The organism is Pseudovibrio sp. W64 (assembly GCF_001623145.1).
In the GTDB taxonomy this organism is placed as follows: Bacteria; Pseudomonadota; Alphaproteobacteria; order Rhizobiales; family Stappiaceae; genus Pseudovibrio.
The window spans coordinates 130,246-155,776 of the sequence record NZ_LMCI01000031.1 but is presented as its reverse complement, the minus strand read 5'-3'; the positions used below and the strand labels follow the sequence as shown (position 1 = coordinate 155,776).

The 25,531-nt window shown below is 53.2% G+C and carries 23 protein-coding genes; 17 read left to right on the top strand and 6 right to left on the bottom strand.

Translation table 11 applies throughout. The features are described 5' to 3' along the window. Positions 1-662 precede the first annotated feature (662 nt). The gene (locus PsW64_RS14105; RefSeq protein ID WP_063304018.1) at positions 663-1,790 is read right to left on the bottom strand and encodes an alanine racemase; all 1,128 of its coding nucleotides are present in this window, start codon (positions 1,788-1,790) and stop codon (positions 663-665) included. Between the two features lie 285 nt (positions 1,791-2,075). Between PsW64_RS14105 and PsW64_RS14100 the strand changes: the two genes are divergently transcribed. Continuing rightward, positions 2,076-2,450 (top strand): carboxymuconolactone decarboxylase family protein, encoded by a 375-nt coding sequence (locus tag PsW64_RS14100; RefSeq protein ID WP_057466242.1) that lies wholly within the window; start codon positions 2,076-2,078, stop codon positions 2,448-2,450. A gap of 69 nt (positions 2,451-2,519) precedes the next feature. On the opposite strand, the gene mgrA is transcribed toward PsW64_RS14100, so the two are convergent. The 4 genes from mgrA to erpA all read right to left on the bottom strand — a co-directional run bounded on the left by mgrA (position 2,520) and on the right by erpA (position 5,445). Next, positions 2,520-3,581, bottom strand: a complete 1,062-nt coding sequence (gene mgrA / locus PsW64_RS14095; RefSeq protein ID WP_063304017.1) for an L-glyceraldehyde 3-phosphate reductase — start codon at positions 3,579-3,581, stop codon at positions 2,520-2,522. 113 nt (positions 3,582-3,694) lie between these two features. Further along, a complete protein-coding gene (gene xth / locus PsW64_RS14090) occupies positions 3,695-4,477 on the bottom strand; it encodes an exodeoxyribonuclease III (protein WP_063288823.1) in 783 nt (260 codons plus the stop codon). A 112-nt stretch (positions 4,478-4,589) separates the two neighbouring features. Beyond that, positions 4,590-4,856, bottom strand: coding sequence for a hypothetical protein (locus PsW64_RS14085; protein WP_063288822.1), 267 nt, complete (start codon positions 4,854-4,856; stop codon positions 4,590-4,592). A gap of 247 nt (positions 4,857-5,103) precedes the next feature. Further along, positions 5,104-5,445 (bottom strand): iron-sulfur cluster insertion protein ErpA, encoded by a 342-nt coding sequence (erpA, locus tag PsW64_RS14080; protein WP_063290856.1) that lies wholly within the window; start codon positions 5,443-5,445, stop codon positions 5,104-5,106. 213 nt (positions 5,446-5,658) lie between these two features. Here erpA and PsW64_RS14075 point away from each other — a divergent pair, with 213 nt between their 5' ends. The 14 genes from PsW64_RS14075 to PsW64_RS14010 all read left to right on the top strand — a co-directional run bounded on the left by PsW64_RS14075 (position 5,659) and on the right by PsW64_RS14010 (position 22,179). Continuing rightward, a complete protein-coding gene (locus PsW64_RS14075; protein WP_063304016.1) occupies positions 5,659-6,876 on the top strand; it encodes a deoxyguanosinetriphosphate triphosphohydrolase in 1,218 nt (405 codons plus the stop codon). Positions 6,877-6,966: 90 nt separating this feature from the next. Continuing rightward, positions 6,967-8,721: an arginine--tRNA ligase gene (gene argS / locus PsW64_RS14070; protein ID WP_063290854.1), complete on the top strand. Its 1,755-nt coding sequence runs from the start codon at positions 6,967-6,969 to the stop codon at positions 8,719-8,721. Positions 8,722-8,801: 80 nt separating this feature from the next. Beyond that, complete coding sequence (locus PsW64_RS14065; protein WP_063304015.1) at positions 8,802-11,627, top strand: SPOR domain-containing protein; 2,826 nt, start codon at positions 8,802-8,804, stop codon at positions 11,625-11,627. Between the two features lie 73 nt (positions 11,628-11,700). Beyond that, positions 11,701-12,714, top strand: a complete 1,014-nt coding sequence (gene nagZ / locus PsW64_RS14060) for a beta-N-acetylhexosaminidase (RefSeq protein ID WP_063304014.1) — start codon at positions 11,701-11,703, stop codon at positions 12,712-12,714. 65 nt (positions 12,715-12,779) lie between these two features. Further along, complete coding sequence (locus PsW64_RS14055; RefSeq protein ID WP_063304013.1) at positions 12,780-13,652, top strand: segregation and condensation protein A; 873 nt, start codon at positions 12,780-12,782, stop codon at positions 13,650-13,652. Continuing rightward, entirely contained in the window at positions 13,649-14,365 is a 717-nt protein-coding gene (gene scpB / locus PsW64_RS14050) for an SMC-Scp complex subunit ScpB (RefSeq protein WP_057466248.1), read from the top strand. The genes PsW64_RS14055 and scpB overlap by 4 nt, the downstream gene beginning before the upstream one ends. Before the next feature lie 57 nt (positions 14,366-14,422). Beyond that, positions 14,423-15,505 carry an ABC transporter ATP-binding protein gene (locus PsW64_RS14045; RefSeq protein WP_057466249.1) on the top strand — a complete coding sequence of 361 codons (1,083 nt, stop codon included), beginning with the start codon at positions 14,423-14,425 and terminating at the stop codon, positions 15,503-15,505. An 82-nt stretch (positions 15,506-15,587) separates the two neighbouring features. Next, entirely contained in the window at positions 15,588-15,833 is a 246-nt protein-coding gene (locus tag PsW64_RS14040) for a twin-arginine translocase TatA/TatE family subunit (RefSeq protein ID WP_057466250.1), read from the top strand. A gap of 170 nt (positions 15,834-16,003) precedes the next feature. After that, positions 16,004-16,492 (top strand): Sec-independent protein translocase protein TatB, encoded by a 489-nt coding sequence (gene tatB, locus PsW64_RS14035; protein ID WP_057466251.1) that lies wholly within the window; start codon positions 16,004-16,006, stop codon positions 16,490-16,492. Positions 16,493-16,504: 12 nt separating this feature from the next. Continuing rightward, the gene (tatC, locus tag PsW64_RS14030; RefSeq protein ID WP_057466252.1) at positions 16,505-17,290 is read left to right on the top strand and encodes a twin-arginine translocase subunit TatC; all 786 of its coding nucleotides are present in this window, start codon (positions 16,505-16,507) and stop codon (positions 17,288-17,290) included. Positions 17,291-17,362: 72 nt separating this feature from the next. Continuing rightward, on the top strand, positions 17,363-18,640 hold the full coding sequence (gene serS / locus PsW64_RS14025; RefSeq protein ID WP_063296953.1) for a serine--tRNA ligase: 1,278 nt from the start codon (positions 17,363-17,365) through the stop codon (positions 18,638-18,640). 84 nt (positions 18,641-18,724) lie between these two features. Beyond that, the gene (gene surE, locus PsW64_RS14020; protein WP_063288813.1) at positions 18,725-19,489 is read left to right on the top strand and encodes a 5'/3'-nucleotidase SurE; all 765 of its coding nucleotides are present in this window, start codon (positions 18,725-18,727) and stop codon (positions 19,487-19,489) included. Between the two features lie 159 nt (positions 19,490-19,648). Continuing rightward, entirely contained in the window at positions 19,649-20,341 is a 693-nt protein-coding gene (locus PsW64_RS14015; protein ID WP_063304012.1) for a protein-L-isoaspartate O-methyltransferase family protein, read from the top strand. An 89-nt stretch (positions 20,342-20,430) separates the two neighbouring features. Continuing rightward, positions 20,431-22,179, top strand: a complete 1,749-nt coding sequence (locus PsW64_RS14010) for a M23 family metallopeptidase (RefSeq protein ID WP_063304011.1) — start codon at positions 20,431-20,433, stop codon at positions 22,177-22,179. A gap of 100 nt (positions 22,180-22,279) precedes the next feature. On the opposite strand, the gene PsW64_RS14005 is transcribed toward PsW64_RS14010, so the two are convergent. Next, positions 22,280-23,173, bottom strand: a complete 894-nt coding sequence (locus PsW64_RS14005) for an ATP-binding protein (protein WP_063304010.1) — start codon at positions 23,171-23,173, stop codon at positions 22,280-22,282. A 315-nt stretch (positions 23,174-23,488) separates the two neighbouring features. On the opposite strand from PsW64_RS14005, the gene yajC reads away from it, so the two are divergent. Together yajC and secD are read left to right on the top strand one after the other, a co-directional pair. Continuing rightward, positions 23,489-23,818 carry a preprotein translocase subunit YajC gene (gene yajC / locus PsW64_RS14000; protein WP_057466258.1) on the top strand — a complete coding sequence of 110 codons (330 nt, stop codon included), beginning with the start codon at positions 23,489-23,491 and terminating at the stop codon, positions 23,816-23,818. Between the two features lie 95 nt (positions 23,819-23,913). After that, positions 23,914-25,518 (top strand): protein translocase subunit SecD, encoded by a 1,605-nt coding sequence (secD, locus tag PsW64_RS28225; RefSeq protein ID WP_057466259.1) that lies wholly within the window; start codon positions 23,914-23,916, stop codon positions 25,516-25,518. The last annotated feature ends 13 nt before the right edge of the window (positions 25,519-25,531 follow it).

The window sequence follows — 25,531 nt, the reverse complement described above, 5'->3', positions numbered from 1 at the left end:
TTGAGCAATTTAGCGTGGTGCTACAAGTAAATTCCAAAGGCTTGCAGAGAGTTACGCTTCCTTGCGTCCAGTGCTTGTTGACATTGACTGTACGCTTCAAGTGGGGCCGCATCTTGATTTATGTCAATTCCGAAATGGCTGGCAGACCTGCAAAAAATGCAAGGCAGAATTATACAAATGCATACATTTTGGATATTGGGCGGCCAATTGTGGGTAGTGATATAACTCGCTCAAGTTGTGTGCGTTGCGAAGAGGCCTGGAATGGTTCTAGTCCTATGAATTTACTTATAAAATTGCGTGTTTAGAGGCGCGAATTTTGTGCGTTTGCGAAACAGTGCAACAGGGCGCCCGCATTTTCACTTAGTCGCGCTCTAAGTACATTATAGTAAGTATAATGTAGGTAGGTCAATTTTGCATAGCTGATATGCGATGTTTGAAATATTAGTGGTGGGCGTGGAAAATCGACTTTTGCAGTTCAGGGCAACACCTGGAGGTGGCCAAAAAGACTCAATTTCACCACAAATCTTGATTGGTAAACGGTGATATCCACGGGAGATTCAGAGTGCCGCAATTGGAAAAAACTTTTGCCAATCAATTTCCTAGTGCGACAATCTGTAGGGCTCAATGAGATGTGACCGATATAATTGATGGAACGGGTTGACCTACCACCTGTTACAGCGCGGCCACCACTCTCCTTCATGGTCTCCGTCGATCATATTGTACCCCTCATAGGCGGCGACAGTCATGCAAGAATGGTTGGGCAGAACACGGAGCTGTGATCCCAGAGGGTATAGTTCGAAGGGAAGAGGGCTTCCGTCTCTGGTGGTGATGTAGCCATGCTCCTGGCTGACACCTTGCACGTAGAGCAGCGGGTCGATGTGTCCATCTGCATCACTTAGCAGGCCGAAACCGCAGTCATTGCTTTGGCTTGCGCTCGAGCGGTCTTTGGAGAGTGCCAGTCCGCCAGCATCTACAACGATGCGGTTGAGGTGTGGGGCATGGCTGATGATGCTGGTGAGTACAGTTGCGGCCACATCTTCCATGGCGCACATGCCAAGATTGGCCTGAAACACATCCTGAAACACGTAAACACCTGCCCGGACATCAGAAACTCCGTCAAATGATGTTCCGAAGAGGGCTGTTGGGGTGGAGCCGATGCTGACGTACGGGCAGGGTAGGCCTGCTTCCAGAATGGCGTCTTTGACTGCAAGGGTTGCGGTGCGCTCCTGTTCCGCAGCGGCTTCCAGTTCCTGCTTGCCGTTTGCTGCATAACTCACACCGCCGCCGTGGGCCATAACGCCGGCGAACTCAACGTTAGATGCGTTTGCAAGTATTCTGGCGACATCTACCGCGCGCTTTTGATCTGCCTGCACGCCGGTGCGATGGCCGTCTACATCGACCTCCAGATAGACGCGGGGCTTTGGACCGTCCAGCGTCATGGTAGCAAGGTGTTTTGCCATCTCGGTACTGTCCAGACAGATGGACATTTGAGCGCCGGCGCGATTGAGGTGCATGATGCGATCCATCTTCTGCGGGATGATGGAGACGGCATAGAGGATATCTTTGAGGCCAAAGGAGGAAAAGTACTCCGCTTCCTTCAGCGTGGAGACGGTCCAGCGGTCTGCGCCGTGCTCTTGCAGTATCCGGGCGACATCGATGGATTTGGCTGTCTTGAGGTGCGGGCGCAGCGGAACGCCGATCTGTTTGAACCTGTCTGCCATGCCTTTGATGTTTCGGCGCATTGCGGTTTCATCAAGCAAAAGGCAAGGGGTTTGAAGGTCTTCAAGCATTCCAGTGGCTCCGCAGTCCAGTGTGTTCCTCGTAAAAATGCCTAGCAGATCTGAGACGGAATAAACAGTAGGTGCTGCCGGTTTTGTAAGGGGCCTCTCTTTTCTCACAATTTCAGCTTCTTAGGCGGTCTGTCGAGCCTAAGGTACCGGCTGGGCTGAAGGTGCTGCAGCGCGAGTATTTGCGGCAATCACCTCAACTTCTCGGTGATTAACACACCGATTTTCAAGAGGAGGCAGTTAGGCAAGTCTGACTGGCGGTTGTTTATGACTTGAGGAGACTGGCTTATGAATGCGGAGAAAGTCCTGAGTATTTTAAATCCTGAACTGAAGAAGAAGCTTGCTGATAAATATGATGCTGCGGTGCCCGGTATGTCTGAAAGTGTGGTGGACTGGGCCTACGACAAGCACTATGGCCGTGAAGGGGTTGACCTGAAGACCCGGCAGTTGTGCAGCATTGCGGCTTTGACAGCGATGGGCGGGCATACAGGGCCGCAACTAGTCATGAACATCGAGCATACACTGAACTCAGGAGCACGCCCCTCCGAGATCCTTGAAGTCATCTGGCAAATGGCGGTCTATGCAGGCGTTCCCGCCGCCCTGAACGGCCTGAATACAGCAATCGCGTATTTTGAAGAGAAGGGACTGGATCCGCGGTCTTGAAGGAATTTCCTCGACCTCTCATCTGGAGTGCGAACCTGATGTCCGCACTCCATTTGTCTTTGTGCGTTTTTACTTCTTCTTCGCCGGGCGGGATGGGCCTTCGCGTTCGGAGGATTGGGCCCAGAGGTTGATGTTGGCTTCTGTGGCGTACTGATCGATGGCGGTCAGTTCGTCCTCTGTGAACTCCAGGTTGTTGATGGTGGCTGCGCAGTCGATCACCTGCTCCTTGCGGCTTGCGCCGATCAGAGCTGAGGTGACGCGGCCTTTGCGCAGAACCCATGCCAGCGCCATCTGGGCCAGTGTCTGCCCACGGTTCTCGGCAATCTCGTTCAGCGAGCGAATGTGGGTCAGCGTGGTCTCGTTGAGGAAGCTTTCCTGGAAAGAACCGACGTGTTTGCCCGCGCGGCTGTCCTGTGGAACGCCGCCCAGGTATTTGTTGGTCAACATGCCTTGTGCCAGAGGGGAAAAGACGATGGAGCCGATGCCTTCTTCTTCCAGCGTGTCGAGCAGGCCGTCCTCTTCCACCCAGCGGTTGAGCATGGAATAGCTTGGCTGATGGATAAGACACGGGGTGCCCAGTTCCTTCAGGATCTTCGCTGCTTCCTTGGTGCGTTTGGAGTTGTAGGAGGAGATGCCCACGTAGAGCGCTTTGCCCTGACGAACGATCTGGTCGAGGGCCATCATGGTCTCTTCCAGTGGAGTATCCGGATCGAAGCGGTGGGAATAAAAGATGTCGACGTAGTCCAGCCCCATACGCTTCAAAGACTGATCGCAGCTGGCCATGAGGTATTTGCGGCTGCCCCATTCGCCATAAGGTCCCGGCCACATGTCATATCCCGCCTTGGAAGAGATGACGAGTTCGTCGCGGTATCCGGCAAAGTCGGTGCGCAGGATCTCGCCAAAGGCGGTTTCTGCACTGCCTGGAGGCGGGCCGTAGTTGTTGGCAAGGTCGAAGTGGGTGATGCCCAGATCGAACGCTGTGCGACACATTTCGCGTTTGGTTTGATGTGGGGTAGTTTCACCGAAGTTGTGCCAGAGGCCGAGGGAAATGGCAGGTAGCTTGAGGCCACTCTTCCCGCAGCGGTTGTACTTCATGGTGTCATAGCGATTTTCAGCTGGTTGCCAAGCCATCAGATGTCCTCCCAGACTTCTGTTTATTTGTTTTGGATGGAAAAAATAAGGAGGGCTGGTGGCGCGGTCGCCACCAGAATTTTTGGAGGGTACGCTCAAAATGAGCGCGGTATTTAAGCGGAGAGTTCAACCCAGACCGGGACGTGGTCTGATGGTTTCTCCCAGCCGCGGACGTGTTTGTCGATGCCGACGCCCTGCATGATGCGGGCGGCTTCCGGTGAGAGTAGCAGGTGATCGATGCGGATGCCGTTGTCGCGTTGCCATGCGCCTGCCTGATAATCCCAGAACGTGTAGGTTCCGGCAGTGCCGTTGGTGGCGCGGACGGCTTCGGTGAAGCCGAGGTTGAGCAGGGCGCGGAAACGCTGGCGGCTTTCCGGGCGGAAGAGAGCATCACCAACCCAAGCCTCTGGCTTCTTTGCGTCTTCCGGCTCAGGAATGACGTTGTAATCGCCAACCAGCAGGAAGGCTTCTTCCTTTTCCAGCTGCTTAACGGCGTGCTTGTGAAGGCGATCCATCCAGCGCAGTTTATATGGAAACTTTTCGGTCTCTACCGGATTGCCGTTTGGTAGATAGAGGCAGCCAACGCGGATCGGCTCGTTGTCGCCGGCGATAACGGCCTCGATATAACGGGCTTGCTCGTCTTCATCTTCACCCGGCAGGCGGCGGTTAACCTCCTCAAACGGGCGTTTGGAGAGGATTGCGACGCCGTTGAAGCCTTTCTGGCCGTGGGTTTCCAGATTGTAACCCAGCTCCTCAAACGGAGCGCGCGGGAAGTTCTCATCAACCGATTTAATTTCCTGAAAACAGGCGACGTCTGGCTGTTCTTCTTCGAGCCACTTGAGAACCGTTTCTAACCGCGCTTTGACGCCATTAATGTTCCAGCTTGCGATTTTCATCGGGTTTCCTCTCAATAAGGCCTGATAGCCATATTCTGTGTGGTTCTGCGCACTGTTTAGCCCAGTGCGGAGTTTCTCTTATGAAAACTCAGATAAGGGGTGTTGTAGACTCTCAGCTTTGGGTGCGTGCATCAACTAGGCGCTTTAAGTAATCAACGACAAACGCCAGAGCAATTAACTGTCCGCTCCCCCACATAGTTGCTCCAAGGTAATAGAGCATCACAGGAAGGGAGTTGTTGCTGTTATTAAAGAAACCGCCGAAGCCTTGGAGAAAAATAGGCGTAACGATATTTAAGTAAATTTCACCAACGAGCTTGATGGCGCCGAATGCTAAAAGCCCGATTACGACGACTTTGTGGTACTTGTCGAGTTGATGCATTAAATCCTCTGAAATACGTGTAATTCTGAGTGCAATGAGTTCGGGCACCGAATTAAATTGTATGGGGGGCAACCTCCTTTGATTAGGAGGATAACTTGTTTGCGTTGAAATGTGCGTTGGTTTGAGAGGAAAGCGGGAAAGTTGCGTTCCTATGGGGCGGAGCTTTGAAGCCAATAGGGCGTGGTTGCTTTGGGATGCATTCACGCCCGCTTTTTAACTTATTCCCCTGATGTGCGACTGGCTTATCTTAGATGGAGAAGCTTGTGCCGCATCCACAGCCGGCGGCGGCCTGAGGATTTGAGATCTGGAAGGACTGGCCCATGAGATCTGTTACGAAATCAATTTGCGAGCCTGCCATATATTGCAGGGAGATGCTGTCGATGAGAACCGTTGCGCCGAGTTTGGCGAGGACGAGGTCGTCATCTTCCTGTTCTTTTACGATGTCATACTTGTATTGAAAACCGGAGCAGCCGCCACCTTCGACAGAAATGCGGAGCATGCTGCCATTGGTTTCTGTTTCCAGTATCTGGGCTACGCGTTTTGCGGCCTTGTCGGTCAAGCCGACGGTATTTTCAGGGGTCTGGGTCATAAGCTCAGTCTTGTTTCGGCTTGTATGCTTTCTTTGCCTTATAATTTAGGTGGTCTCCATGGTAATTTCCATAGTATTTTATTGCTAAATTACATTTGGCTTGGGAAAGCGGTTGTTTACAGGGCTTTTACATCTGTTATGTCATTGCTGTGATACGAAAATCGCAGGGAATGACCTGGGCATTTTCTGATTGTAAGGGGCGGGGGATAAAGAATGGTCAAGACGTTAGGATACGGTGCTCAGCCACGGGCGGAGTATGCTGTTGATCCGGAAGTCAGCCGTGGCCGACTTTTTCCAGAACCGGAAAGCCCGACACGCACTCCGTTTCAGCGCGATCGTGATCGTATTATTCATAGTGCAGCTTTCCGCCGCCTCAAGCACAAGACGCAGGTCTTTGTGTACCATGAGGGCGATCACTTCCGCACACGCCTGACGCACACCATTGAGGTCTCCCAGATTGCACGCTCGCTGGCGCGTGCGCTGCGGCTGGATGAGGATCTGGCCGAGTGTCTGGCACTGGCGCATGATCTTGGACACACTCCGTTTGGGCATGAGGGCGAGGACGTGATGCATGAATGCATGGCGGACTATGGCGGGTTTGACCACAACGCCCAGTCTCTGCGCATTGTGACGGATCTTGAGCGCCGGTATGCCGAGTTTGATGGCCTCAATCTGGCGTGGGAAACGCTGGAAGGGCTTGTGAAGCACAATGGGCCGCTGACGGATCGATCCGGCGCGCCGTGTGGCAAGCTTGAAGGCAAGCATCTGCCGTTTGCTGTGAGCGAATACGCCAGGCATCAGGATTTGCTGCTGTGGTCGTGGCCGAGTGCAGAAGCGCAGGTGGCAGCGATTGCAGATGATATTGCTTATGATGCGCATGATCTGGATGACGGATTGCGGGCTGGGTTGCTTAGCTTTGAGGCGATGAAAGAGGTGCCGTATCTGAAGCGTATTTTAGACGAGGTGGACGGGAAATATCCCGGTCTTGAAGATGCGCGGCGCATTCATGAGATTGGGCGCAGATGTATCACCGGCATGGTAGAGGACGTGATTGCGGAGAGTATTTCGCGAATTAATCAGGTTTCTCCCAAGAAATGCGGGGATATTCGTGATGCAAATGGTCCTGTTATTGCCTTTTCAACTGAAATGGCGCGAGAAGAGCGCGAGTTGAAAGAATTTTTGTTTGCCAATCTGTACCGGCACGAAAGTGTTCTGGCGGTTCGCAGGAAGGTTGCCAAAGTGGTGCGGGATTTGTTCCATGCCTACTTTAAAGCACCGGAAAGAATGCCAGAACCATGGTGTACGGGACTGAAAGGCGAGGGTGATGATGTGAAGGCCCGCAGGGTTTGTGACTTCATTGCAGGCATGACGGACCGTTATGCCATAGACGAACACCGACGATTATTTGACGATACCCCGGAACTGGGGTAATGCGCCAATTCAAACACTATTAATTCATGGAGTTTATGTGGGGCTGCGGCTTTGCAAAACCCTGTGAGCTGTCAAACTAGGCTATTAAAAATGAACATCTTTGCAGACTTCGCCGAAAGGGTAAACAGTGTAGTCAAGGGTCTCGACCTTGCTGCTGACGCGCCGGAGCTGGATCTGCGACGAGTGACTGTTGAACCTCCTCGGGATGCTGCTCATGGCGATCTGGCGACCAATGCTGCCATGGTGCTGGCTAAACAGCTGAAGATGAAGCCGCGTGATCTTGCCGAAAAGATTGCAGAAGGCCTGCGCGCCGACAGTGAAGTTGATGCTGTTGATATTGCCGGACCTGGCTTCATCAACATCCGCGTAAACAAAGCTATATGGGAACGCGTGCTGGCAGATGTTGTTGCCAAAGGCAATGCGTTTGGCAGTGGCAGCCGTGGTGCCGGTTTGAAGGTGAACGTGGAGTATGTATCCGCGAACCCGACCGGGCCTATGCATGTGGGCCATACACGTGGTGCTGTTGTGGGGGATGCGCTGGCAAGCCTGTTGCAGTTTGCTGGTTATGATGTGACCCGCGAATACGTGATCAACGATGCTGGCTCCCAGATTGATACTCTGGCGAAGTCCGCCTTCCTGCGTTACCGCGAAGCACTGGGTGAAGACATTGGGCAGATCCCTGAGGGCTATTATCCGGGCGAATACCTTGTTCCCGTCGGCAAGGCGCTGGCAGAGGAATATGGTGAGCGCCTGAAGGATATGGGCGAGGGCGAGCGCCATGCTTTGCTCAAGGGCTATGCCGTTGACAAGATGATGGATCTGATCCGTGAAGACCTGAGTGCTTTGAACGTGAAGCACGACGTGTTCTTTTCAGAAAAGACCATGCACGGTCAGGGGAATGCCATTGATCTGACGCTGGATGCTCTGCGTCAGCGCGATCTGGTTTACACTGGCACTTTGCCACCACCAAAAGGCGAAGTGCCTGATGACTGGGAAGACCGTGAGCAGACCCTGTTCCGCTCCTCCAATTACGGTGATGACAGTGATCGTGCGCTGGTGAAGTCTGATGGCAGCTACACCTATTTTGCCGCTGACGTTGCTTACATGCGCGACAAGATTGAGCGCGGGTTCAAAGAGATCATCTTTGTGCTTGGTGCAGACCATGGCGGCTATGTGAAGCGTCTGGAAGCGATCGGCAATGCGATCTCTGGCGGTGATGTGGATGTGATTGTGCGTCTGTGTCAGCTTGTGAAGCTCTTTAAGGGCGGCGCCGAGTTCAAAATGTCCAAGCGCTCTGGTAATTTCATCACCCTTCGCGATGTGGTTGATGAAGTGGGCGTAGATGCGGTACGCTTTATGATGCTCTATCGTAAGAACGATGCGCAGCTGGATTTCGATTTTGACAAGGTGAAAGAGCAGTCAAAAGACAATCCAGTGTTTTATGTTCAGTACGGTCACGCTCGGTGTCATTCTGTGCTGCGTCAGGCTGCTGGAGAGCTGGATTGGTTCTCAAATACTGCTGAAGAGTTGCAGTCTGCAGATTTTGCACAACTTGAAGATGAGGGTGAACTTGCACTGATCGCGAAGATGGCTCAATGGCCTCGAATTGTAGACGGAGCCTCAGAAAATCACGAGCCGCATCGCATCGCGTTCTATCTTTATGAGCTGGCCAATGCGCTTCACAGCCACTGGTCTCGAGGCAAGGAAAAGCCGCAATTACGCTTTATTAATGATAAAACGCCAGAATTAACCAAAGCTCGACTCGCGTTAGTTTACGCAGTTTCACAGGTAATAGCTTCTGGCCTCAATGTTTTGGGTGTCACAGCACCAAATGAAATGCGCTAGCGCCTGAGCATAGTTGATAGAGTACTGGAGGTTCGCGGTGGGGATTGCGAGCCTCTTATTTAAGGGAAAACACCGCTGCAATGACCAATCGCTCCAAGTATCCGGGTCCGGGTGAGGTTTCTGCTAGGCAAACGGCAGGCGATGAACCGCAACAGTGGGCAGGCGATCAAGATCCGCTCGTAGAACTTGCCAGAATTGTCGGGGAGAGCGCTGCTCAGTACCGTCCTAGTTCTCGCGTAGAAAGCGAAGTCTCTGACCGTCCGCTGTTTCCAAAGACTGACGAGCGCAGTGTAACTGCCGATCATGCTCCACAGCATGGCTCTCAGGACGCCACGTTGGCCGATGATTATTCAGTGGGTGCAGCTGAAGTGAATGAGCCTGCATCAACTCAAGATTCATTTGCGGCTCTGGATGCTGTTTTTGCATCTCCAAAAACCTCCGCGTCACCTGCACATGCTGATCCGTTTGCGGATTTGAGCGCTGCTGCGTTGTCTGCTGGTGCGCCGAGTGAGGCTGTTGACTATGTCAGCGATCTTCCACCGGTTCCAAAAGCGGCGGCTGTGCCTGAAGCAAAGCCAGTTCCTGCTCCTGCACCTGTGCGCCAGTCTGTGACTGCTGCTGATGTGACTGCAGAGCCGGAAATGGATGATATTCTTTCGCGCGATCTTGAAGAGAGCCTTGTTGCCTCTCTCAATCAGTCTCAGGTGGAGCGTGAGCAGACGTCTCGTCCTCAACGGTCCGTGAGCCGTGCGACACCGACGCTGGATGCTGTTGGCGCACGGGATGTGCGCCCTGAGCAGACTTTGCGTGAGCGCCTTGAACGCCGCACAGTGGATGCTCCACGTGTGGTTGAAACACCGCGCGTTGCTGAGCCTGCTGCGCCTGTACAAAATGTGGCGTCTGCTTCGCCGAGAGCTCTGGATGAGCTTTCCCAGAGTGATTATGACAGCTGGCGCGCCGAGCGTGCTGCTGAGCGTGCAACTGCGGCAGCAGCTGCCAAGCCTGTTCAGCCTGCACCGGCACCAACGCCTGCGATTGAAGAAGCTCCTGCCGCGCCTCAATTGCGTGGCACGCATGATGATGTGGCACCTGCTGCTGACCCTGTTTCATTTGAACCTGATATGACAGCGTTTGCGATGGACACCGGTGCTGAGCTTGAGGGTGAGCACATCAGCGCTCCTGAAGTGTCTGCACAGGAAACTGTTATTCCTGCCAAGCATCTTGAAGAAGCTTTGTTGGCTGAGTTCAGTCTTGACGAGGAAGCGCAGCCAAGCGTTGTTGCTGAACCTGTTGCGCCTCAGCCTGTGCGAAATGTTGCGCAGGAGATTGAGGCGAGCGTTGATGACATCTTTGCAGATGAAATTGCGCAGGAGCCGCAGCCAGAACCAGAGCCGGAGGTTGAAATCGGCCCTGAAGTGGCTGCAGAGCTGAATGAATTTGAGCGCATGAGTGCCGGTTTTGAACAGGTTGCTCAGGAAATCGATCCATTTGCCGTTGAAGGTGATGATGCATGGCAGCTGGACGAAAGCGTTGCCAACGATACGTCTTTGGATGAAATGTCCTGGCCTGCTGCTGCTGAAAAGCTGGCGCAGACAGAAGCTGCTCATCAAGAGGCGATGAATGCAGCGAAAAAGCCTGGTGAAGAGCAGTCTCCTCCTCCTGGTGGATATGATCTTGATGCTGTGGCGCAGGCTATGCGCAAAGAAGACCCGAGCCTTGATGGCGGCGTTCTTCCGCAAGCTGTGCCACGCGTTTCTGTTGATGTTCCGATTGAGGCAGAAGAGAACCGCAGTGGCGGTATGCGCAAAGGCCTGATGGCTGCTTCGCTCATTGGCGGTATTGTTGTGGTTGGCGGTGCCGGTCTGTTCCTGTTCGACTTCGGTGGAACAGGCGGAGATGCAACTCCACCACCAATTATTCGAGCTGATGCCTCTCCAATGAAGGAGGTTCCATCTCCTTCTGCGCAGCCTAAGAACGACACAGCAAAAGTCTTTTCTCCGGAGGAAGCGTCTCAGCCAGTCACTGGCGAGAAGATGATTCAGCGTGAAGATGCAGCTGTTACACCATTGCCGCCAGCATCCAGCGAAACGGATACTGCAAAGTCCAGCGTGTTTGATGTGAACCCGACGAAGAAGGTGCGGACCGTTATTGTTCGTCCTGACGGGACCATCGTTCAGCGGGCTGGTGCAGAGGCAAATGTGTCTGCGCAGCCTCGTGTTGTCACAAGCAGCACTGTGCGCAACAGCAATCCGCAGAATACGGGTAGCACCACACCGGCGGCAACGTCTGGGCAGTGGGACCCACTTCCGGGTGAAACCCAGAGTGCAAACCAGCAGGCTGCAGCTGTACCAACAACCACCAGCTTGCAGGATGCGTTTGCGAATGCTCCGGTGGCAACGCGGACCGAGACGCGCAATACGCTTCTGGGTGTGAGTGTTGTGCCTCAGTCCAAGCCATTTGTTGTGGCCTCTGCCAATACAGGCAGCGGTACTGTTCGCTCCAACACGCTGACGCCGCTGCAGCCGCAGCCGACGTCTCGTGCCAGCAACGCACCGCTGAACCTGACTGGAAACCAGAACACGCAAACAGCTGCTGTAAACCCGCAGGCAATTGCTCCAACTCCAACACCTACCGAAGGTGTTGTTGGTGAGATTCCAGGTGGGACTTACATTGTGCAGGTGGCTTCTGTGCGCACTGTTGAGGATGCTCGTGGTCAGATCCGCCGTTACAACAGCCGCTATCCAAACCTGATGGCGTTGGTGACACCGGTGATTACGCGTGCTGATCTTGGCGACAAAGGCATTTACTACCGCATTCAGGTTCCGTTTGATGGTCCGACCAGTGCAAACACCTTCTGCGGTGAGTTTAAATCTGCTGGTGGCGACTGTTACGTTCGCCGCAACTAAATACGCTTTCCCTTTTCAGGGACTACGCTTTGGAGCTTGACGCCGTAACAGCGTCAAGCTACCAGCTTTACTCATGTTTTTAAAATCGTTCATTTCCGGATGCCTTGGACCTGAGCTCAGCGCTGAGGACAAAGCCTTTTTTCGCGACCAGCAGCCGTTTGGTCTGATCCTTTTTGCTAGAAACATGGAAACGCCGGAGCAGATCCGCCGACTTTGCGCTGATTTTCGTGAGGCTGTTGGCCGTGCGGATGCGCCTGTTTTCATTGATCAGGAAGGCGGGCGTGTGCAGCGCTTTGGTGCGCCACATGTGCCAGTCTATCCAGCGGCAGGGATCATCGGGCGGCTTTATGCGCAGGACGTTGAGGCGGCGAAACGAGCTGCTTATTTGCATGCCTTGCTGATTGGGCTGGATCTGCGTGATCTTGGGTTGAACGCCAACTGTATTCCGTGTCTTGATATGCCCATTGAAGGTGCGAGTAACATTATTGGTCTGCGGGCCTACGGATCTGATGCGGCGCTTGTGAGTGATCTGGGCCGCGCTGCGATGGATGGCTGTCTTGCTGCTGGTGTGATGCCGGTTATGAAGCATATGCCGGGCCATGGCCGAGCGCTGGTTGATAGTCATCTTTCCTTGCCTGAAGTGACAAGCCCTCTTGAGGAGCTTGAAGCGCGGGACCTTTTGCCGTTCAAATCCTTGTGGGATTGCCCGATGGGGATGACCGCTCACATCGTCTTTAAAGAGATTGATGGAGATCATCCTGTTACGCAATCTTCCTATGCTATTCAGAAGGTTATCCGGGAAGCGATTGGTTTTGATGGCGTCCTGATCAGTGATGACATCTCCATGAAAGCGCTTGGCGGTGATCTGAAGAGCCGGGTTGAGAAAATTGTTGCGGCGGGGTGTGATCTTGTTCTGCATTGCAATGGCGAGCTGGATGAGATGAAGACGGTTGCTTCGGCTGTGCCGGAGATAGATGGCAAGCGCGCTGAGCGCGTTGAGGCGGCTATGCAGCGAAATACCCAAGTGTTTGATGGGGATGAAACGGCACTGCGCGCGGAGTTTGATGAGTTGTGTGCGAAAGTTTGAGAAGGTGTCTTCTTACCGGAGTGCAGGACATGCTCTTCGGGGATACGCTTTAAAGGGATTGATGCTTGAGCGACGTTGAGGCCACAGAGCAGATAGAGGAAGCGTTGGCAGGCGCGGCGGCTGTGGAGCAGCCCGCGACTGGCGACCCGAACCTGCTTGTGGATGTGGACGGGTTTGAAGGCCCGCTTGATGTTTTGCTCACACTGGCCCGCAGCCAGAAGGTTGATATCACCAAGATCTCCATTCTGGCGCTGACAGAGCAGTATCTTGAGTTTGTAAAGGAAGCGCGCCGTTTGCGGTTGGAGCTGGCTGCAGACTATCTGGTGATGGCGGCGTGGTTGGCTTATCTGAAATCCCGTTTGCTTATTCCGCAGCAAAAAGACAGCGACGAGCCAACGGGTGAAGAGCTGGCAGCGGCGCTGGCGTTTCGTCTGCAACGATTAGAAGCCATGCGGGATGCTTCTGCAAAGCTGATGAACCGGTCGCGTCTTGGACGGGACTTGTTTGCGCGTGGTGCTCCTGAAACGGTGTCGGTGGAACGGCGCAGTGTCTGGACTGCCACGCTTTATGATTTGCTGATGGCGTATGCCTCTCAGCGCCAGCGCCACTCGGTGACGTCCGTGCATGTGAAACGGCGTGAGGTTTGGTCGCTTCAGGATGCGCGCGATATTCTGACCCGTCTTGTGGGGCAGGTCGCAGTATGGACGCCGATTGAGCGGTTTTTGACGGCTTATCTGGAAGATCCGCAGGAGCGGGCGACGGCTATGGCTTCTGCATTTTCGGCCAGTCTGGAGCTGGTGCGTGAAGGCGTGATCGATATTCAGCAGTCCGGGCCGTTCGAGACGATCTATGTGCGTGCCTCACAGCGGACGCCGGAAGAGATTGGTGCGGGTGAGCCTGCTGAAGAGCTTCAGGAAAAAGAGGTTGAGTTGTCATGAGTAAAACGCCAGACCTGCTCGACACAGTCTCACAAGATGAGGCGATTGAAGTTGCGGATGCCGGGGAGCTTTTAGAAACGGAGCGCATGGTTGAAGCTTTGATCTTTGCCAGTGCGGAGCCTCTCAGTTTTACCGAGCTGACAAAGCGTATTCCCGGTGATCGGGATATTCGCGGCGCACTCAATCGCTTACGTGCTCATTATCGCAAGCGTGGCGTGCAGCTGCGGTCTGCCGAGGACCGGTGGTCGTTCCGTACTGCTGAAGATCTGTCGTTTATTTTGCACCGGGAAGCGGTGGAGCAACGGCGTTTGTCGCGAGCTGCGCTGGAAACATTAGCTATTATCGCCTTTCACCAACCTGTGACCCGCGCGGAGATTGAAGATATTCGCGGTGTTTCTACATCTAAGGGCACGCTTGATGTGCTGCTGGAAACGGGTTGGGTGCGCATGCGTGGTCGACGCAGAACACCAGGGCGTCCTGTAACTTATGGAACGAGCTTTGATTTTCTTGATCATTTTGGTCTTGAGAACATTAAGGATTTGCCGGGACTGGAAGAGCTGAAAGGGGCAGGGCTGCTTGATAGTGCGATCCCTGCCAGCTTCCATGTGCCAGCACCGGATGACAGTATTGATCTGACAGAAGATGAAGATCCTCTGGAAGAAAGTGAAATGTTTGCAACTGGCGCACTTGAAGAAGACGCCGGAGAAAAATAAACACATGCAAGGGGCGCGATGTTGTGTTCGCCGCCTTGCAAGTTTTATGAGGGACGAATGGAGCCAGGGAAGGTTGCAGCATCAGAACGGCTGGTGTTTGACAATATCTACCATCATTATGGGGACTTACCTGCGGTTCGCGGTGTTTCGCTTTCATTGAAAAGCGGTGAAGTGCTGTGTTTGCTAGGGCATTCTGGTTGCGGAAAGACAACGGTGCTGCGTATTGCAGCTGGTGTTGTGCGTCAGCAGCAGGGAAGCGTCCGGATCAATGGTTCTGTGGTTGCCGATGAGCGGACTTTTCTGCCGCCGGAAAAGCGCGGTGTGGGGCTTATGTTCCAGGACTATGCGCTGTTTCCGCATCTAACGATTCTTGAGAATGTGAAGTTTGGTCTTTCCGACCTTTCTTCTGAAGTGGCCGAGCGCCGTGCGCGTGATGCGCTGCACATGGTTGGTCTTGGTCAGTATCTGGATGATTATCCGCATGGATTGTCTGGAGGTGAGCAGCAACGTGCTGCGCTGGCGCGTGCAATGGCACCGCGGCCTCATACACTGTTGATGGATGAGCCATTTTCAGGACTGGACAGCCGCTTGCGTGATGATGTGCGCACGCAGACGCTGGATATGATCAAAATGCAAGGCGCGACAGCGGTTGTGGTGACCCATGATCCTGAAGAAGCCTTGCGCGTGGGTGACCGGATTGCGCTGATGCGTAATGGGGAGGTGGTACAGCTGGCGACGCCAGAGGATATCTACTTCCGCCCGAATAGTTTGTTTGCCGCTAAATTCTTTTCCGATCTCAATGAGATACCCGGAAAAGTTGTTGGTGGCCGTGTGGTCACGCCTATCGGGAATTTTTCCTCTAATGGCCTTGAAGAAGGGGCTCATGCGACCTTATGTGTAAGACCGCATCACTTAAAGGTATGCCATGGTGAGGGACAGTTCAAAGGCAGAGTAATTTCTCGCGCAATGGCAGGTGAGACAGATCTTCTGGACGTACAAGTTGATGGAATTGAGCGTCTTCTACGTATTCGTACGAGGGATGTATTACAATTCTACCCAGAAAATGTCATAGACTTGTGTATAAATGCAGAGAATGTTTTGGTTTTTGGGCGAGAGACGTCAGTAAATCATAGTGGGTAATTCTTCTGGATACTACCTATTAGTATCTGGGGGATGTAGTGTCTCTCAAAACACAGTTCAGGGTTCTTAAGGAGTTTGGTTGATGGGCTCAATTGGTATTTGGCAAATTGTCATCATCGCGGTTGTCGTAGTTCTGCTGTTTGGTCGCGGAAAGATTTCCGAGCTGATGGGCGATGTTGCAAAGGGCATCAACAGCTTCAAAAAGGGGCTGAATGATGATGCTGCGGAAGCAAAAGAAAAAGAAGAAGATCCTAAAGTGATCGACCATGCGCCGGGTGACACCGTGAATGCGCAGGAAAAAACTGAAGACACCGCGAAAAAGGACTAAGTCTCCTTTAAGGTAGTCTGTGTAAATTACCTAGGGAAAGTCGGCGTTTTCTGGCTTAGAGTTTGTGATCTACGCCTTTCCCTAGTGAATGTGCCGTTTGCGGCACGACATGTCTATGATGAGAGCCTGGCAACGGGCTGTCATTGAGACACTAACGAAACGGCTTCTTTATGTTCGATATCGCATGGACAGAGCTGCTGCTTGTTGCTGTGGTTGCCATTTTGGTGGTTGGCCCCAAAGAACTGCCGGGCATGTTGCGCACAATCGGGCGCACAATCGGCAGTGTGCGGCGTATGGCTGGCGAGTTTCAGTCTAGTTTGAATGACGCTGTCAAAGAAGCGGAGAAGCAGACCGGCATTGATGAAATGCGGAAGCAGGCTGATGCCGCACAAAACTTCAATCCACTTGATGACTTGAAAAAGACATTGGCGGACGAGAAGAAAAAGCTTCAGGACAGCATGAAAACTGCGGAGAGCGATGTGAAAAGCTCGCTGAACGGTGAGGGCTCTTCGGAGAGCAAGCCGGACAGTGCGCCAGAAGCTGCGCCTGTGAAAGCAGAGGTTCCGACGCAGAAAGTTGTTTCTTCAGCTGAGCTGGCTTCCACGCAAAAAGCAAAAGAAAGTGCCGCAAGCACTCCTTCCAGCAAAGATGAAAGCTAGGGCGGCTATTTTATGAGTGATAACGAAATTGAAGATTCGCGTGCGCCACTGATTGAGCACCTGATCGAATTGCGTTCCCGCCTGATGAAGTCGGTGATTGCGATCGCTATTGCCTTTGCGGTTTGCTTTTACTTCTCAAATGACATCTTCAACTTCCTGATTGAGCCGTTTTCGGCAGCGGCCGGGGAAAGCATTGAAGTCAAGCTGATCTACACCGCACCGCACGAATGGTTCTTCACCCAGATGAAGCTGGCTTTGTTTGGAGCGCTGTTTATTGCCTTCCCGGTTCTTGCTAGTCAGATCTACATGTTTATGGCGCCCGGGCTTTATAAGCACGAGCGCAGTGCCTTTATTCCGTATCTGGTCGCGACACCTATTTTGTTCGTGATTGGCGGGTCGCTGGTTTATTACCTTGTGCTGCCAATGGCGATGGGCTTCTTCCTGGCCATGCAGCAGATGGGCATGGACGGGCAAGCGTCCATTGAGATGCTTCCGCGTGTGAGTGAGTACCTGAGCTTTGTGATGGTTCTGATCTTCGCGTTCGGTCTGGTTTTTCAGCTTCCGGTTGTTTTGACGCTTATGGGACGCGCGGGTCTTGTGACCTCTGAGTCTTTGAAGGGTAAGCGGAAATATGCTGTGGTTGCTGCGTTTGCAGCTGCGGCAATTTTAACACCTCCTGATCCGATTTCGCAGATCGGTCTTGCACTTCCTACTCTGCTTCTCTACGAAGTCTCCATCTATTGTGTAAGGCTCGTCGAGAAGAAACGTAAAGAGAAGGAAGCGGAAGAAGAGGCCTAGTCTCACTTCCACCCTGATTTACGAGTTTCCCGGCGGGTTATTTGAAGGCAAACCTGCCGGGGTTACTAAGTTATGCTTGATATCAAGTGGATTCGTGAAAATCAGGAGAGCTTTGATACAGCTCTCGCTAAACGCGGCCAAGAGCCACGCGCTGCACTGCTCGTTGAACTGGACGATGCGCGCCGTTCCCACACCACCAAGCTTCAGGAGGCGCAGCAGCGCCGTAACTCCGCATCCAAAGAAATCGGCATGGCCATGGGCCAGGGCGACAAGGAAAAAGCAGAGGCCCTGAAGGCTGAAGTTGCCGAAATTAAAAGCTTTATCCAGAACGGCGAAGAGGAACAGCGCAAGCTGAACGCTGCGCTTGAGGATGCTTTGGCTGTTATCCCCAATATTCCTCATGAGGATGTTCCGCTTGGCGCGGATGAGGCTGACAACGTTTTGCTGCACACGCATGGCGAAAAGCCGCGTAACAACTTTGAGCAGAAAGAACATTACGAGCTGGGTGAGCAACTTGGCGGCATGGACTTTGAAACCGCTGCTAAAATGTCTGGCTCCCGTTTTGTATTGCTGAAAGGTCAGATTGCGCGTCTGGAGCGTGCGATTGGTCAATTCATGATTGATCTGCACACGCAGGAAAACGGCTACACCGAAGTTTCTCCACCACTGTTGGTGCGCGACAATGCACTTTATGGCACCAGCCAACTGCCGAAGTTTGCTGAAGACCTGTTCCGTACGACAAATGATCACTGGCTTATTCCAACAGCAGAAGTTCCGCTGACGAATGTGGTTGCTGGTGAGACGCTTGCTGAGGCAGACCTGCCACTGCGTATGACTGCTCTGACCTATTGCTTCCGGTCTGAGGCCGGGTCTGCTGGTCGTGATACGGCTGGCATGCTGCGTCAGCATCAGTTCCAGAAGTGTGAACTTGTTTCTATTACGGATGAGAACAGCTCTCTGGAAGAGCTGGAGCGGATGCGTGAGTCTGCTGAAAAGGTTCTGAAGCTGCTTGGCTTGCACTACCGTGTTGTCACACTGTGTGTTGGTGATATGGGCTTTGGTGCTCGTAAAACCTACGATATTGAAGTTTGGCTGCCAGGTCAGGATGCTTACCGCGAGATCTCTTCCTGTTCTGTTTGTGGTGACTTCCAGGGCCGCCGCATGAATGCACGCTACCGCGTGGAAGGCGAGAAGGCTCTGAAGTTCGTTCATACTCTGAACGGCTCTGGCCTTGCTGTTGGGCGCTGCCTGATTGCGGTGATGGAAAACTATCAGAATGCAGACGGAACAATTACGGTTCCTGAGGTTCTTCGCCCGTACATGAATGGCCTTGAAGTCATTGGCGCTTAACAATTGATGTAAGCGTATTTTCAGCAGAAGGGCGGTAGCGTTCTTCTGCTGCACTGCGCGACTTATATGAGGAATTGCTGCGATATGCGTATCTTACTAACCAACGATGACGGGATCCACGCTGAGGGTCTTGAGGTTTTGGAGCGCATTGCGCGGCAGATTTCAGATGATGTTTGGGTTGTTGCACCAGAAACCGACCAGAGCGGTGTGGCGCACTCCCTGTCTTTGAATGATCCGTTACGCGTTCGTGAAATTGACAGCCGTCACTTCGCGGTTCGCGGCACTCCAACTGACTGTGTGATCATGGCGGTTCGTTCCATCATGGATACACCTCCTGATCTGGTTCTTTCCGGTATCAATCGGGGTGCGAACATTGCAGATGATGTGACCTATTCCGGCACCATTGCTGCGGCTATGGAAGGCACTTTGATGGGCGTTCGTTCCATTGCGCTGTCTCAGGCCTATGCTTTTGGGTCTGAGTTCGGCCCGAGCTACGACACGGCTGAAGCGCATGCCGTTGGTGTGATCCGCAGCCTGCTGGAATTCAATCTGCCATCTGACACGCTGCTGAACGTGAACTTCCCGAAAGACGCGCCTGACATGGTTAAAGGTGTTAAGGTTGTGCGTCAGGGTAAGCGCGATGCGGGTTCGCTCTACATTGAAAGCCGCAAGGATGGCCGCGGTAATCCATATCACTGGCTTGCTTTCCAAAATCGTGTGCCAAGTGCGTGTGAAGGGACTGACATCAATGCTTTGAAAGAGGGCTATATTTCGGTCACGCCTCTGCATCTGAACCTGACAGCTGATGAGTTGATGGGGCAGTTGGAAAAGACACTCGAAAAGTCCTGATTTGATGTGAAGCTGATGAGGTCCTTCGGGTTCACGTCAGGTTCTTAGGTTATATGTGCGTTTCCTTCAAAGGGCGGTAGTGGCCTTTGAAGGCGCGCTCTTTTGAGCTTGCTGGCCCGCCAGCGGGTTTTGCACTGCAGATAGACGGAGTGTTTTAAAATGGAAGACAGTCTGTTTGCTGATGAAGAAGGTCGCTTTGATGAGAACCTTGCCAAGCAAGCGGCATGGGTGATGAAGCTGCGATCTGAGGGCGTGCGGAACCTTGAGGTTCTGGGCGCGCTTGAAGCTATCCCTCGTAGAATATTTCTGTCAGCCAGCCAGCAATTTCTGGCCTTCGAAGACCGTGCATTTCCAATTGATTGCGGGCAGATGAGTACACAGCCATCCTTGATTGGGAAGGTTGCTGATTTTCTGCAAATGAAGCCGGATCATTCCCTTCTGGAGATTGGTAGTGGGTCCGGGTATCAGTGCGCGGTTCTTTCTAAAATCTGTGATCGCATCGTCTCGCTGGAGCGCTACCGGACGCTGGCTGATCTGGCGCGTGAGCGACTTCGGTCTTGCAAGATCAACAATGTCGATGTGATTCATGCAGATGGTCTTGTGGCGCCTGTTGATGAAGAGGATGATGGCGGCCCGTTTGATCGCATTATTTTAAATGGTGCATTGGACCGTGTGCCGGGCTTCTTGTTCGACCGCCTTGCGCCCGGGGGGCGTTTGTTGGCGCCAATCAAGCATGAAAGCGGTATTTGCCGCCTAATTCAGTATGACAAAGGTGGCCGCGGTCTTGATGAGACTGACCTTGGTGGTTTCCGCTATCTTTCTCTCACACCGGGAATAGCTGCGAAACTGTAGGGGAATGAGGCTTTAATTAAGTCTTTATCAACTCTGTTGTCAGTAAACTTACGCCAGTTAGCCTTTTATTTGTATTGGGTAGGGCGGATATGCAGTTTCATTCCCGTGAGAAAGCCAGATTGCGGCGCGGTGTAGCCTTGTTTTTGCTGTCAGCAGGTCTTGCTGGTTGTAGTGGCAATGTGGACCGGTTTGGCAAGTCTGAATATGTTGATGAACCAACGTCTCCGGCTCGAACTGCCGTTGTGGTGACGCCCGGACTTCCATCATCAAGCACAAAATCTGTTGTTCAGCGCGGTGTCTTGTTGCCTGCGCCAACATCAAGCAATGCTCCTATTGTGACCGGATCTGCGCAATCGCGCGGGTATCCGCAGCAGACATGGCAGCCAACATTTTCTAAACAGCCTATTGCGGTGAGCCAGCGCACGCGCGCGAGCGCCCGGGTTCCTGCAGCACTTGCCAAAGCGCCGAATGATGGCACGCTTGGGTGGACAGCTGTTGGTGGCCGCGTTGTCACGCTGAAAGCCAACGAGAATGTTGATAGTCTTGCCTGGCAATACCGTGTGCCGGCGAACGAAATTCTTCATGCCAATCGCGTGACTGTGAGTTCTGCGCTGCAGCCAGGTGATTCCGTTGTTATTCCGGTGAAGATGGTTCGTAAACCGAACCGCTTGCCGAAAGCCAGCGCTCGTGTGTTGCCGTCCAATAGCCAGCAACCTCAGACGACAGCCTCCATTCCTTCGCAGTATGTTGCGCCTTTGAATGCCAATGGCTCTGCTTCCAGGCAGTCTCGTGATGTGTTTGCGACCAAGATTGCGGCTGCGTTGCTTCCTCCGGGCAATGTGGGAGAACGATCGCGTCCTGTTTACAGTGATGCGCCTCCAGCAGCTTATCCGGTGCAAAGGCGAGCACCAGCAGCAGCTGTGCCTGCGTCTTCGCTTCAGCCAATTCAGCAGTCTGCACCTTCTCAGGTCTATCGTGCACAGCAACAGCCAACGACCTATCGCAGTCAGTCTTTGACACCGATTGTCGCTCCTCAGTCTGCGACTGCGCAGCCATCTTACGGTGTGCCTGTTACGGGGCAGGCAGCGCGCAGCGTTGCTCCTCTGCGCGTTTCAGCTGTGCCAAAGAGTAAACCCAGGGCTTCTGTTGCACAGCGTCCGGCATCGGTTGCCAGTGTTACAGCGACACAAGCCGTGCCGAAGCCGAAGAGAATCGCTTTGGCAGGGTTGAACCCGCAACGCGTGACCGCTCCGGTTGCGACACAGCGCACGCTTGCCAATTCTCTTGCGCCGACCCCAGTTCACACCGCAAGTGTTCAGAAGCCGCAAAAACCGATTGTTCCGGTTATCTCTGAAGCTGAGACGGATGTTGTCCGTTTGCAGCCGACAGAAGTTTCCAAGCCAGCGCCTGTGCAGCCAGTTGCGACAGCGAAGGCTCCTAAGGTTGCTGTGGCAGATGAAGCGACGTTCCGCTGGCCGGTGCGTGGGCGGATTATCTCTGACTTTGGCGTGAAGCCGGGTGGGTCTAAAAACGACGGCATTAATCTGGCGGTTCCATCAGGGACAGACATTAAAGCTGCGGAAGACGGAACCATCGTTTACGCCGGTAACGAGCTGAAAGGCTTTGGAAATCTGGTGCTGATCCGCCATGATAATGGCTGGGTTTCAGCTTATGCACACAACAAAGAGCTGAAGGTGCGCCGTGGTGATGCCGTACGCCGTGGTCAGACAATTGCCATGGCTGGCGCGACCGGGTCTGTGACACAGCCTCAGCTGCATTTTGAGCTGCGTAAGGATAACAAGCCGGTAGATCCTATGAACCATCTACCGCGTTCCTAATAAAAAGGGGGAGGGTTCTTCTTGGAACTCTTTTCATAGGTAGAGCACGCCGCGTTGGTGACCTTCACGCGGCGTGCTTTTTTATGAGCGCTTTTGCTTGTCAGGACAGCGTTTGGCTGAGGCGGCCTGCCAAATCCTGAATAAACTGCCATGCGACACGGCCAGAGCGGGCGCCGCGTGTGGTGGACCATTCCAGCGCCTGTGCGCGGAGCTGCTCCTGCTCGACCTTTAAGCCAAAATGCTCTGTGTAGCCGTAGATCATATCCAGATACTCATCCTGAGAGCATTTGTGGAAGCCGATCCAAAGGCCGAATCGATCAGAAAGTGAAACCTTCTCTTCCACCGCTTCGCTTGCATGGATCGCGGTTGACCGCTCGTTCTCCATCATATCGCGCGGCAAAAGGTGTCTGCGGTTGGATGTGGCGTAAAACAGGACATTTGCTGGTCGACCTTCAATGCCGCCGTCCAGAGCTGCTTTCAGGCTCTTGTAGCTGGTGTCGTCGCCATCAAAGGAGAGGTCGTCGCAAAAGATGATGAAGTTGTATGGCTTGCCGCGCAGCTCGTTCATCAGCGCGGGGAGGGCTTCGATGTCCTCGCGGTGAATCTCAATGAGAACAAGTTTGCGGACGCCTTCGGAGTTTGCGTGTGCTGCGTTGATCGCAGCATGAGCAGATTTCACCAAAGATGACTTGCCCATGCCTCTGGCGCCCCACAACAGCACGTTATTGGCCGGAAAACCTTCTGCGAACCTATTTGTGTTCTCCATCAGCATTTTCTTGGAGTGATCGACGCCTTTGAGCAGGCTAATATCAACCCGATTGACTTTGGGTACAGGTGCAAGCTCAAACGGGGAAGGGTGGAATACAAAGGCATCGGCTTCGTCGAAATTGACAGTAACCGGAGGCTTTGGAAGGGAGCAGGCCAACAGGGCGACAATCTCGTCCAGCTTGGATGTAAGAAGGGCGACTTCAGAGGTATTTTCTTTAGTGGTCATGTGTATCTACGTGATTAACTCAGGTGCGCTGGCATAGGCTTTACGCATAATGCACTAGGTGAAAAATTTTCTCAGCGGCGGTTCTGCTATTTGATCTGCGGCCAAGTATCCCTATTTACAGCTGTATCATGTCCAATACTCTTGGGGAAAGTCCCAGTTAGCATGTCAATGCCTTGAAAAGGTTGGAGTGGACTGTATAGTCCAGCGCAAAATCCTTGTTCTTTCGGGCCAAGGTCAATTTTGGAGGGGTTTACCTCGCCAATTGTTTAATGAACGCCACCAGGTTCCTCGGGAATTTGTGGTAAGGAGAAACTAATGTTTATTACCCCTGCCTATGCACAGGCCGCAGGCGGCGTGCCAGACGTTGTAATGTCTATTGTGCCGTTCGTCCTGATCTTCGTGATCATGTGGTTCCTGATCATTCGCCCTCAGCGCCAGAAAATGAAGTCTCATCAGGAAATGGTGAGCAATCTGCGTCGCGGCGACACCGTTGTGACCTCTGGTGGTCTGATTGGTAAAGTTGCTAAGATCGTTGATGATGCTGAACTGCAGGTGGACATTGCTGAAGGTACGCGTGTGCGTATTGCTCGTGCCATGATCCAGGAAGTTCGCTCCAAAGGTGAACCTGTTAAGGACGGCGAATAATCGCGCCTTGATACCTGTAGTTTCAGACCGCTTTCCTGTTTCGGCAATCGCCGCAGTGAGAGCGGTCTGCCTATTCTAGGACCGGGCATATACTCATGCTTCATTTCGCGCGTTGGAAAATCGCCCTGATTATCGTCGTGGTGCTGGGCGGTATCTTTACAACATTGCCGAACTTCTTCCCGGCAAGTACCGTTCAATCCTGGCCGGATTTTATGCCTAAGCGCCAGATTGTTCTCGGTCTTGACCTTCAGGGCGGTGCTTATCTGCTCTATGAGGTTGATAAGGAAGATTACAAAGAAAAACAGTTCCGTCAGCTGGTTGGAAATATCCGCCGGGCCCTGCGCGAGAACCCACGTATCGGCTACACCGGTCTGGGTATTCAGGGAGACGGTGTTCAGGTTCGCATTCGTGATAATGCACGCTTCGATGAGGCTGAACAGCGCCTTGCAGAACTGGTAAACCCGCTTAACTCCGGCGTTTTTGGCGGTGCAGCGGTTAACGAATTTGTTCTTGAACCTCAAGGTGATGGCCTGTTCCGCATGGCTTTCTCCGAGGAAGGTCTGGACATGCGCCTCGCTTCCGTTGTGAGGCAGTCCATTGAGGTTATCCGTCGCCGTGTTGATGAACTCGGCACGACTGAGCCTTCCATTCAGCGTCAGGGCACTGACCGTATCCTTGTTGAAGCGCCGGGTGAATCCAACCCTCAGCGTCTGAAGGATATCATTGGTGCAACTGCGCAGCTAACGTTCCATCTTGTTAGTCAGGAAATGAGCGCGTCACAGGCACTTCAAGGCCGTCCGCCAGCAGGCACGATGGTTGTTGAGGGTTCTGATGGGCAACCATACCTGTTGGATGAAAACCCGTTGCTGACGGGTGAAGAGCTGCAGGATGCTTCTGTTGCGTTTGACCAGCAGACAAACGAGCCTGTTGTGAACTTCCGCTTCAACACTGCCGGTGCCCGCGTCTTTGCGGATGTGACCCGCGCAAATGTTGGTCGTCCGTTTGCGATTGTGCTGGATGACGAAGTGATCACCGCTCCGGTTATCCGCCAGCCAATTACAGGTGGTTCCGGTCAGATTTCCGGCAGCTTCACTGTTGATGGTGCGAATGATCTTGCTGTTCTGCTGCGTGCTGGTGCGCTTCCTGCGCGTCTGGATGTAGTTGAAGAGCGTTCAGTTGGTCCGGGCCTTGGTCAGGATTCCATTGATAGCGGTAAGGTTGCTTCCATCGTTGCAGCGGCAGCGGTGGTGATCTTCATGCTGCTGGCTTATGGCCAGTTTGGGATCATTGCGAACCTTGCGCTCGCTTCCAACGTGTTCCTGATCTTTGGTGTGCTCACCACACTTCAGGCAACGCTGACCCTGCCGGGTATTGCGGGTGTTGTTTTGACAATTGGTATGGCGGTTGATGCCAACGTGCTGATTTATGAGCGCATTCGTGAAGAGGCACGTGCTGGTCGTTCCGCTATTGGTTCGATTGATGCGGGCTTTAAGCGTGCACTTGGCACCATTTTGGATGCAAACATCACAACGCTGATTGTGGCTGTGATCCTGTTCTTCATCGGTTCCGGTCCTGTTAAAGGGTTCGCCGTAACGCTGATGATCGGTATCTTCACCACAGTGTTCTCTGCGTTTACTATCTCTCGTTTCCTCATCTCTGTATGGGTGAAGCGTAAGCGTCCATCCAAACTGCCAATCTAATTCGGAGCATGAA

What these genes read in the sequence shown, in the direction of transcription:
- mgrA (WP_063304017.1), bottom strand. Translation starts at nt 3,581, where the DNA reads ATGGCTTGGCAACCAGCTGAAAATCGCTATGACACCATGAAGTACAAC.
- PsW64_RS14040 (WP_057466250.1), top strand. Translation starts at nt 15,588, where the DNA reads ATGGGCTCAATTGGTATTTGGCAAATTGTCATCATCGCGGTTGTCGTA.
- PsW64_RS14100 (WP_057466242.1), top strand. Translation starts at nt 2,076, where the DNA reads ATGAATGCGGAGAAAGTCCTGAGTATTTTAAATCCTGAACTGAAGAAG.
- tatB (WP_057466251.1), top strand. Translation starts at nt 16,004, where the DNA reads ATGTTCGATATCGCATGGACAGAGCTGCTGCTTGTTGCTGTGGTTGCC.
- PsW64_RS14105 (WP_063304018.1), bottom strand. Translation starts at nt 1,790, where the DNA reads ATGCTTGAAGACCTTCAAACCCCTTGCCTTTTGCTTGATGAAACCGCA.
- secD (WP_057466259.1), top strand. Translation starts at nt 23,914, where the DNA reads ATGCTTCATTTCGCGCGTTGGAAAATCGCCCTGATTATCGTCGTGGTG.
- PsW64_RS14015 (WP_063304012.1), top strand. Translation starts at nt 19,649, where the DNA reads ATGGAAGACAGTCTGTTTGCTGATGAAGAAGGTCGCTTTGATGAGAAC.
- yajC (WP_057466258.1), top strand. Translation starts at nt 23,489, where the DNA reads ATGTTTATTACCCCTGCCTATGCACAGGCCGCAGGCGGCGTGCCAGAC.
- surE (WP_063288813.1), top strand. Translation starts at nt 18,725, where the DNA reads ATGCGTATCTTACTAACCAACGATGACGGGATCCACGCTGAGGGTCTT.
- PsW64_RS14075 (WP_063304016.1), top strand. Translation starts at nt 5,659, where the DNA reads ATGGTCAAGACGTTAGGATACGGTGCTCAGCCACGGGCGGAGTATGCT.
- scpB (WP_057466248.1), top strand. Translation starts at nt 13,649, where the DNA reads ATGAGTAAAACGCCAGACCTGCTCGACACAGTCTCACAAGATGAGGCG.
- serS (WP_063296953.1), top strand. Translation starts at nt 17,363, where the DNA reads ATGCTTGATATCAAGTGGATTCGTGAAAATCAGGAGAGCTTTGATACA.
- erpA (WP_063290856.1), bottom strand. Translation starts at nt 5,445, where the DNA reads ATGACCCAGACCCCTGAAAATACCGTCGGCTTGACCGACAAGGCCGCA.
- PsW64_RS14065 (WP_063304015.1), top strand. Translation starts at nt 8,802, where the DNA reads ATGACCAATCGCTCCAAGTATCCGGGTCCGGGTGAGGTTTCTGCTAGG.
- PsW64_RS14005 (WP_063304010.1), bottom strand. Translation starts at nt 23,173, where the DNA reads ATGACCACTAAAGAAAATACCTCTGAAGTCGCCCTTCTTACATCCAAG.
- xth (WP_063288823.1), bottom strand. Translation starts at nt 4,477, where the DNA reads ATGAAAATCGCAAGCTGGAACATTAATGGCGTCAAAGCGCGGTTAGAA.
- argS (WP_063290854.1), top strand. Translation starts at nt 6,967, where the DNA reads ATGAACATCTTTGCAGACTTCGCCGAAAGGGTAAACAGTGTAGTCAAG.
- tatC (WP_057466252.1), top strand. Translation starts at nt 16,505, where the DNA reads ATGAGTGATAACGAAATTGAAGATTCGCGTGCGCCACTGATTGAGCAC.
- nagZ (WP_063304014.1), top strand. Translation starts at nt 11,701, where the DNA reads ATGTTTTTAAAATCGTTCATTTCCGGATGCCTTGGACCTGAGCTCAGC.
- PsW64_RS14085 (WP_063288822.1), bottom strand. Translation starts at nt 4,856, where the DNA reads ATGCATCAACTCGACAAGTACCACAAAGTCGTCGTAATCGGGCTTTTA.
- PsW64_RS14045 (WP_057466249.1), top strand. Translation starts at nt 14,423, where the DNA reads ATGGAGCCAGGGAAGGTTGCAGCATCAGAACGGCTGGTGTTTGACAAT.
- PsW64_RS14010 (WP_063304011.1), top strand. Translation starts at nt 20,431, where the DNA reads ATGCAGTTTCATTCCCGTGAGAAAGCCAGATTGCGGCGCGGTGTAGCC.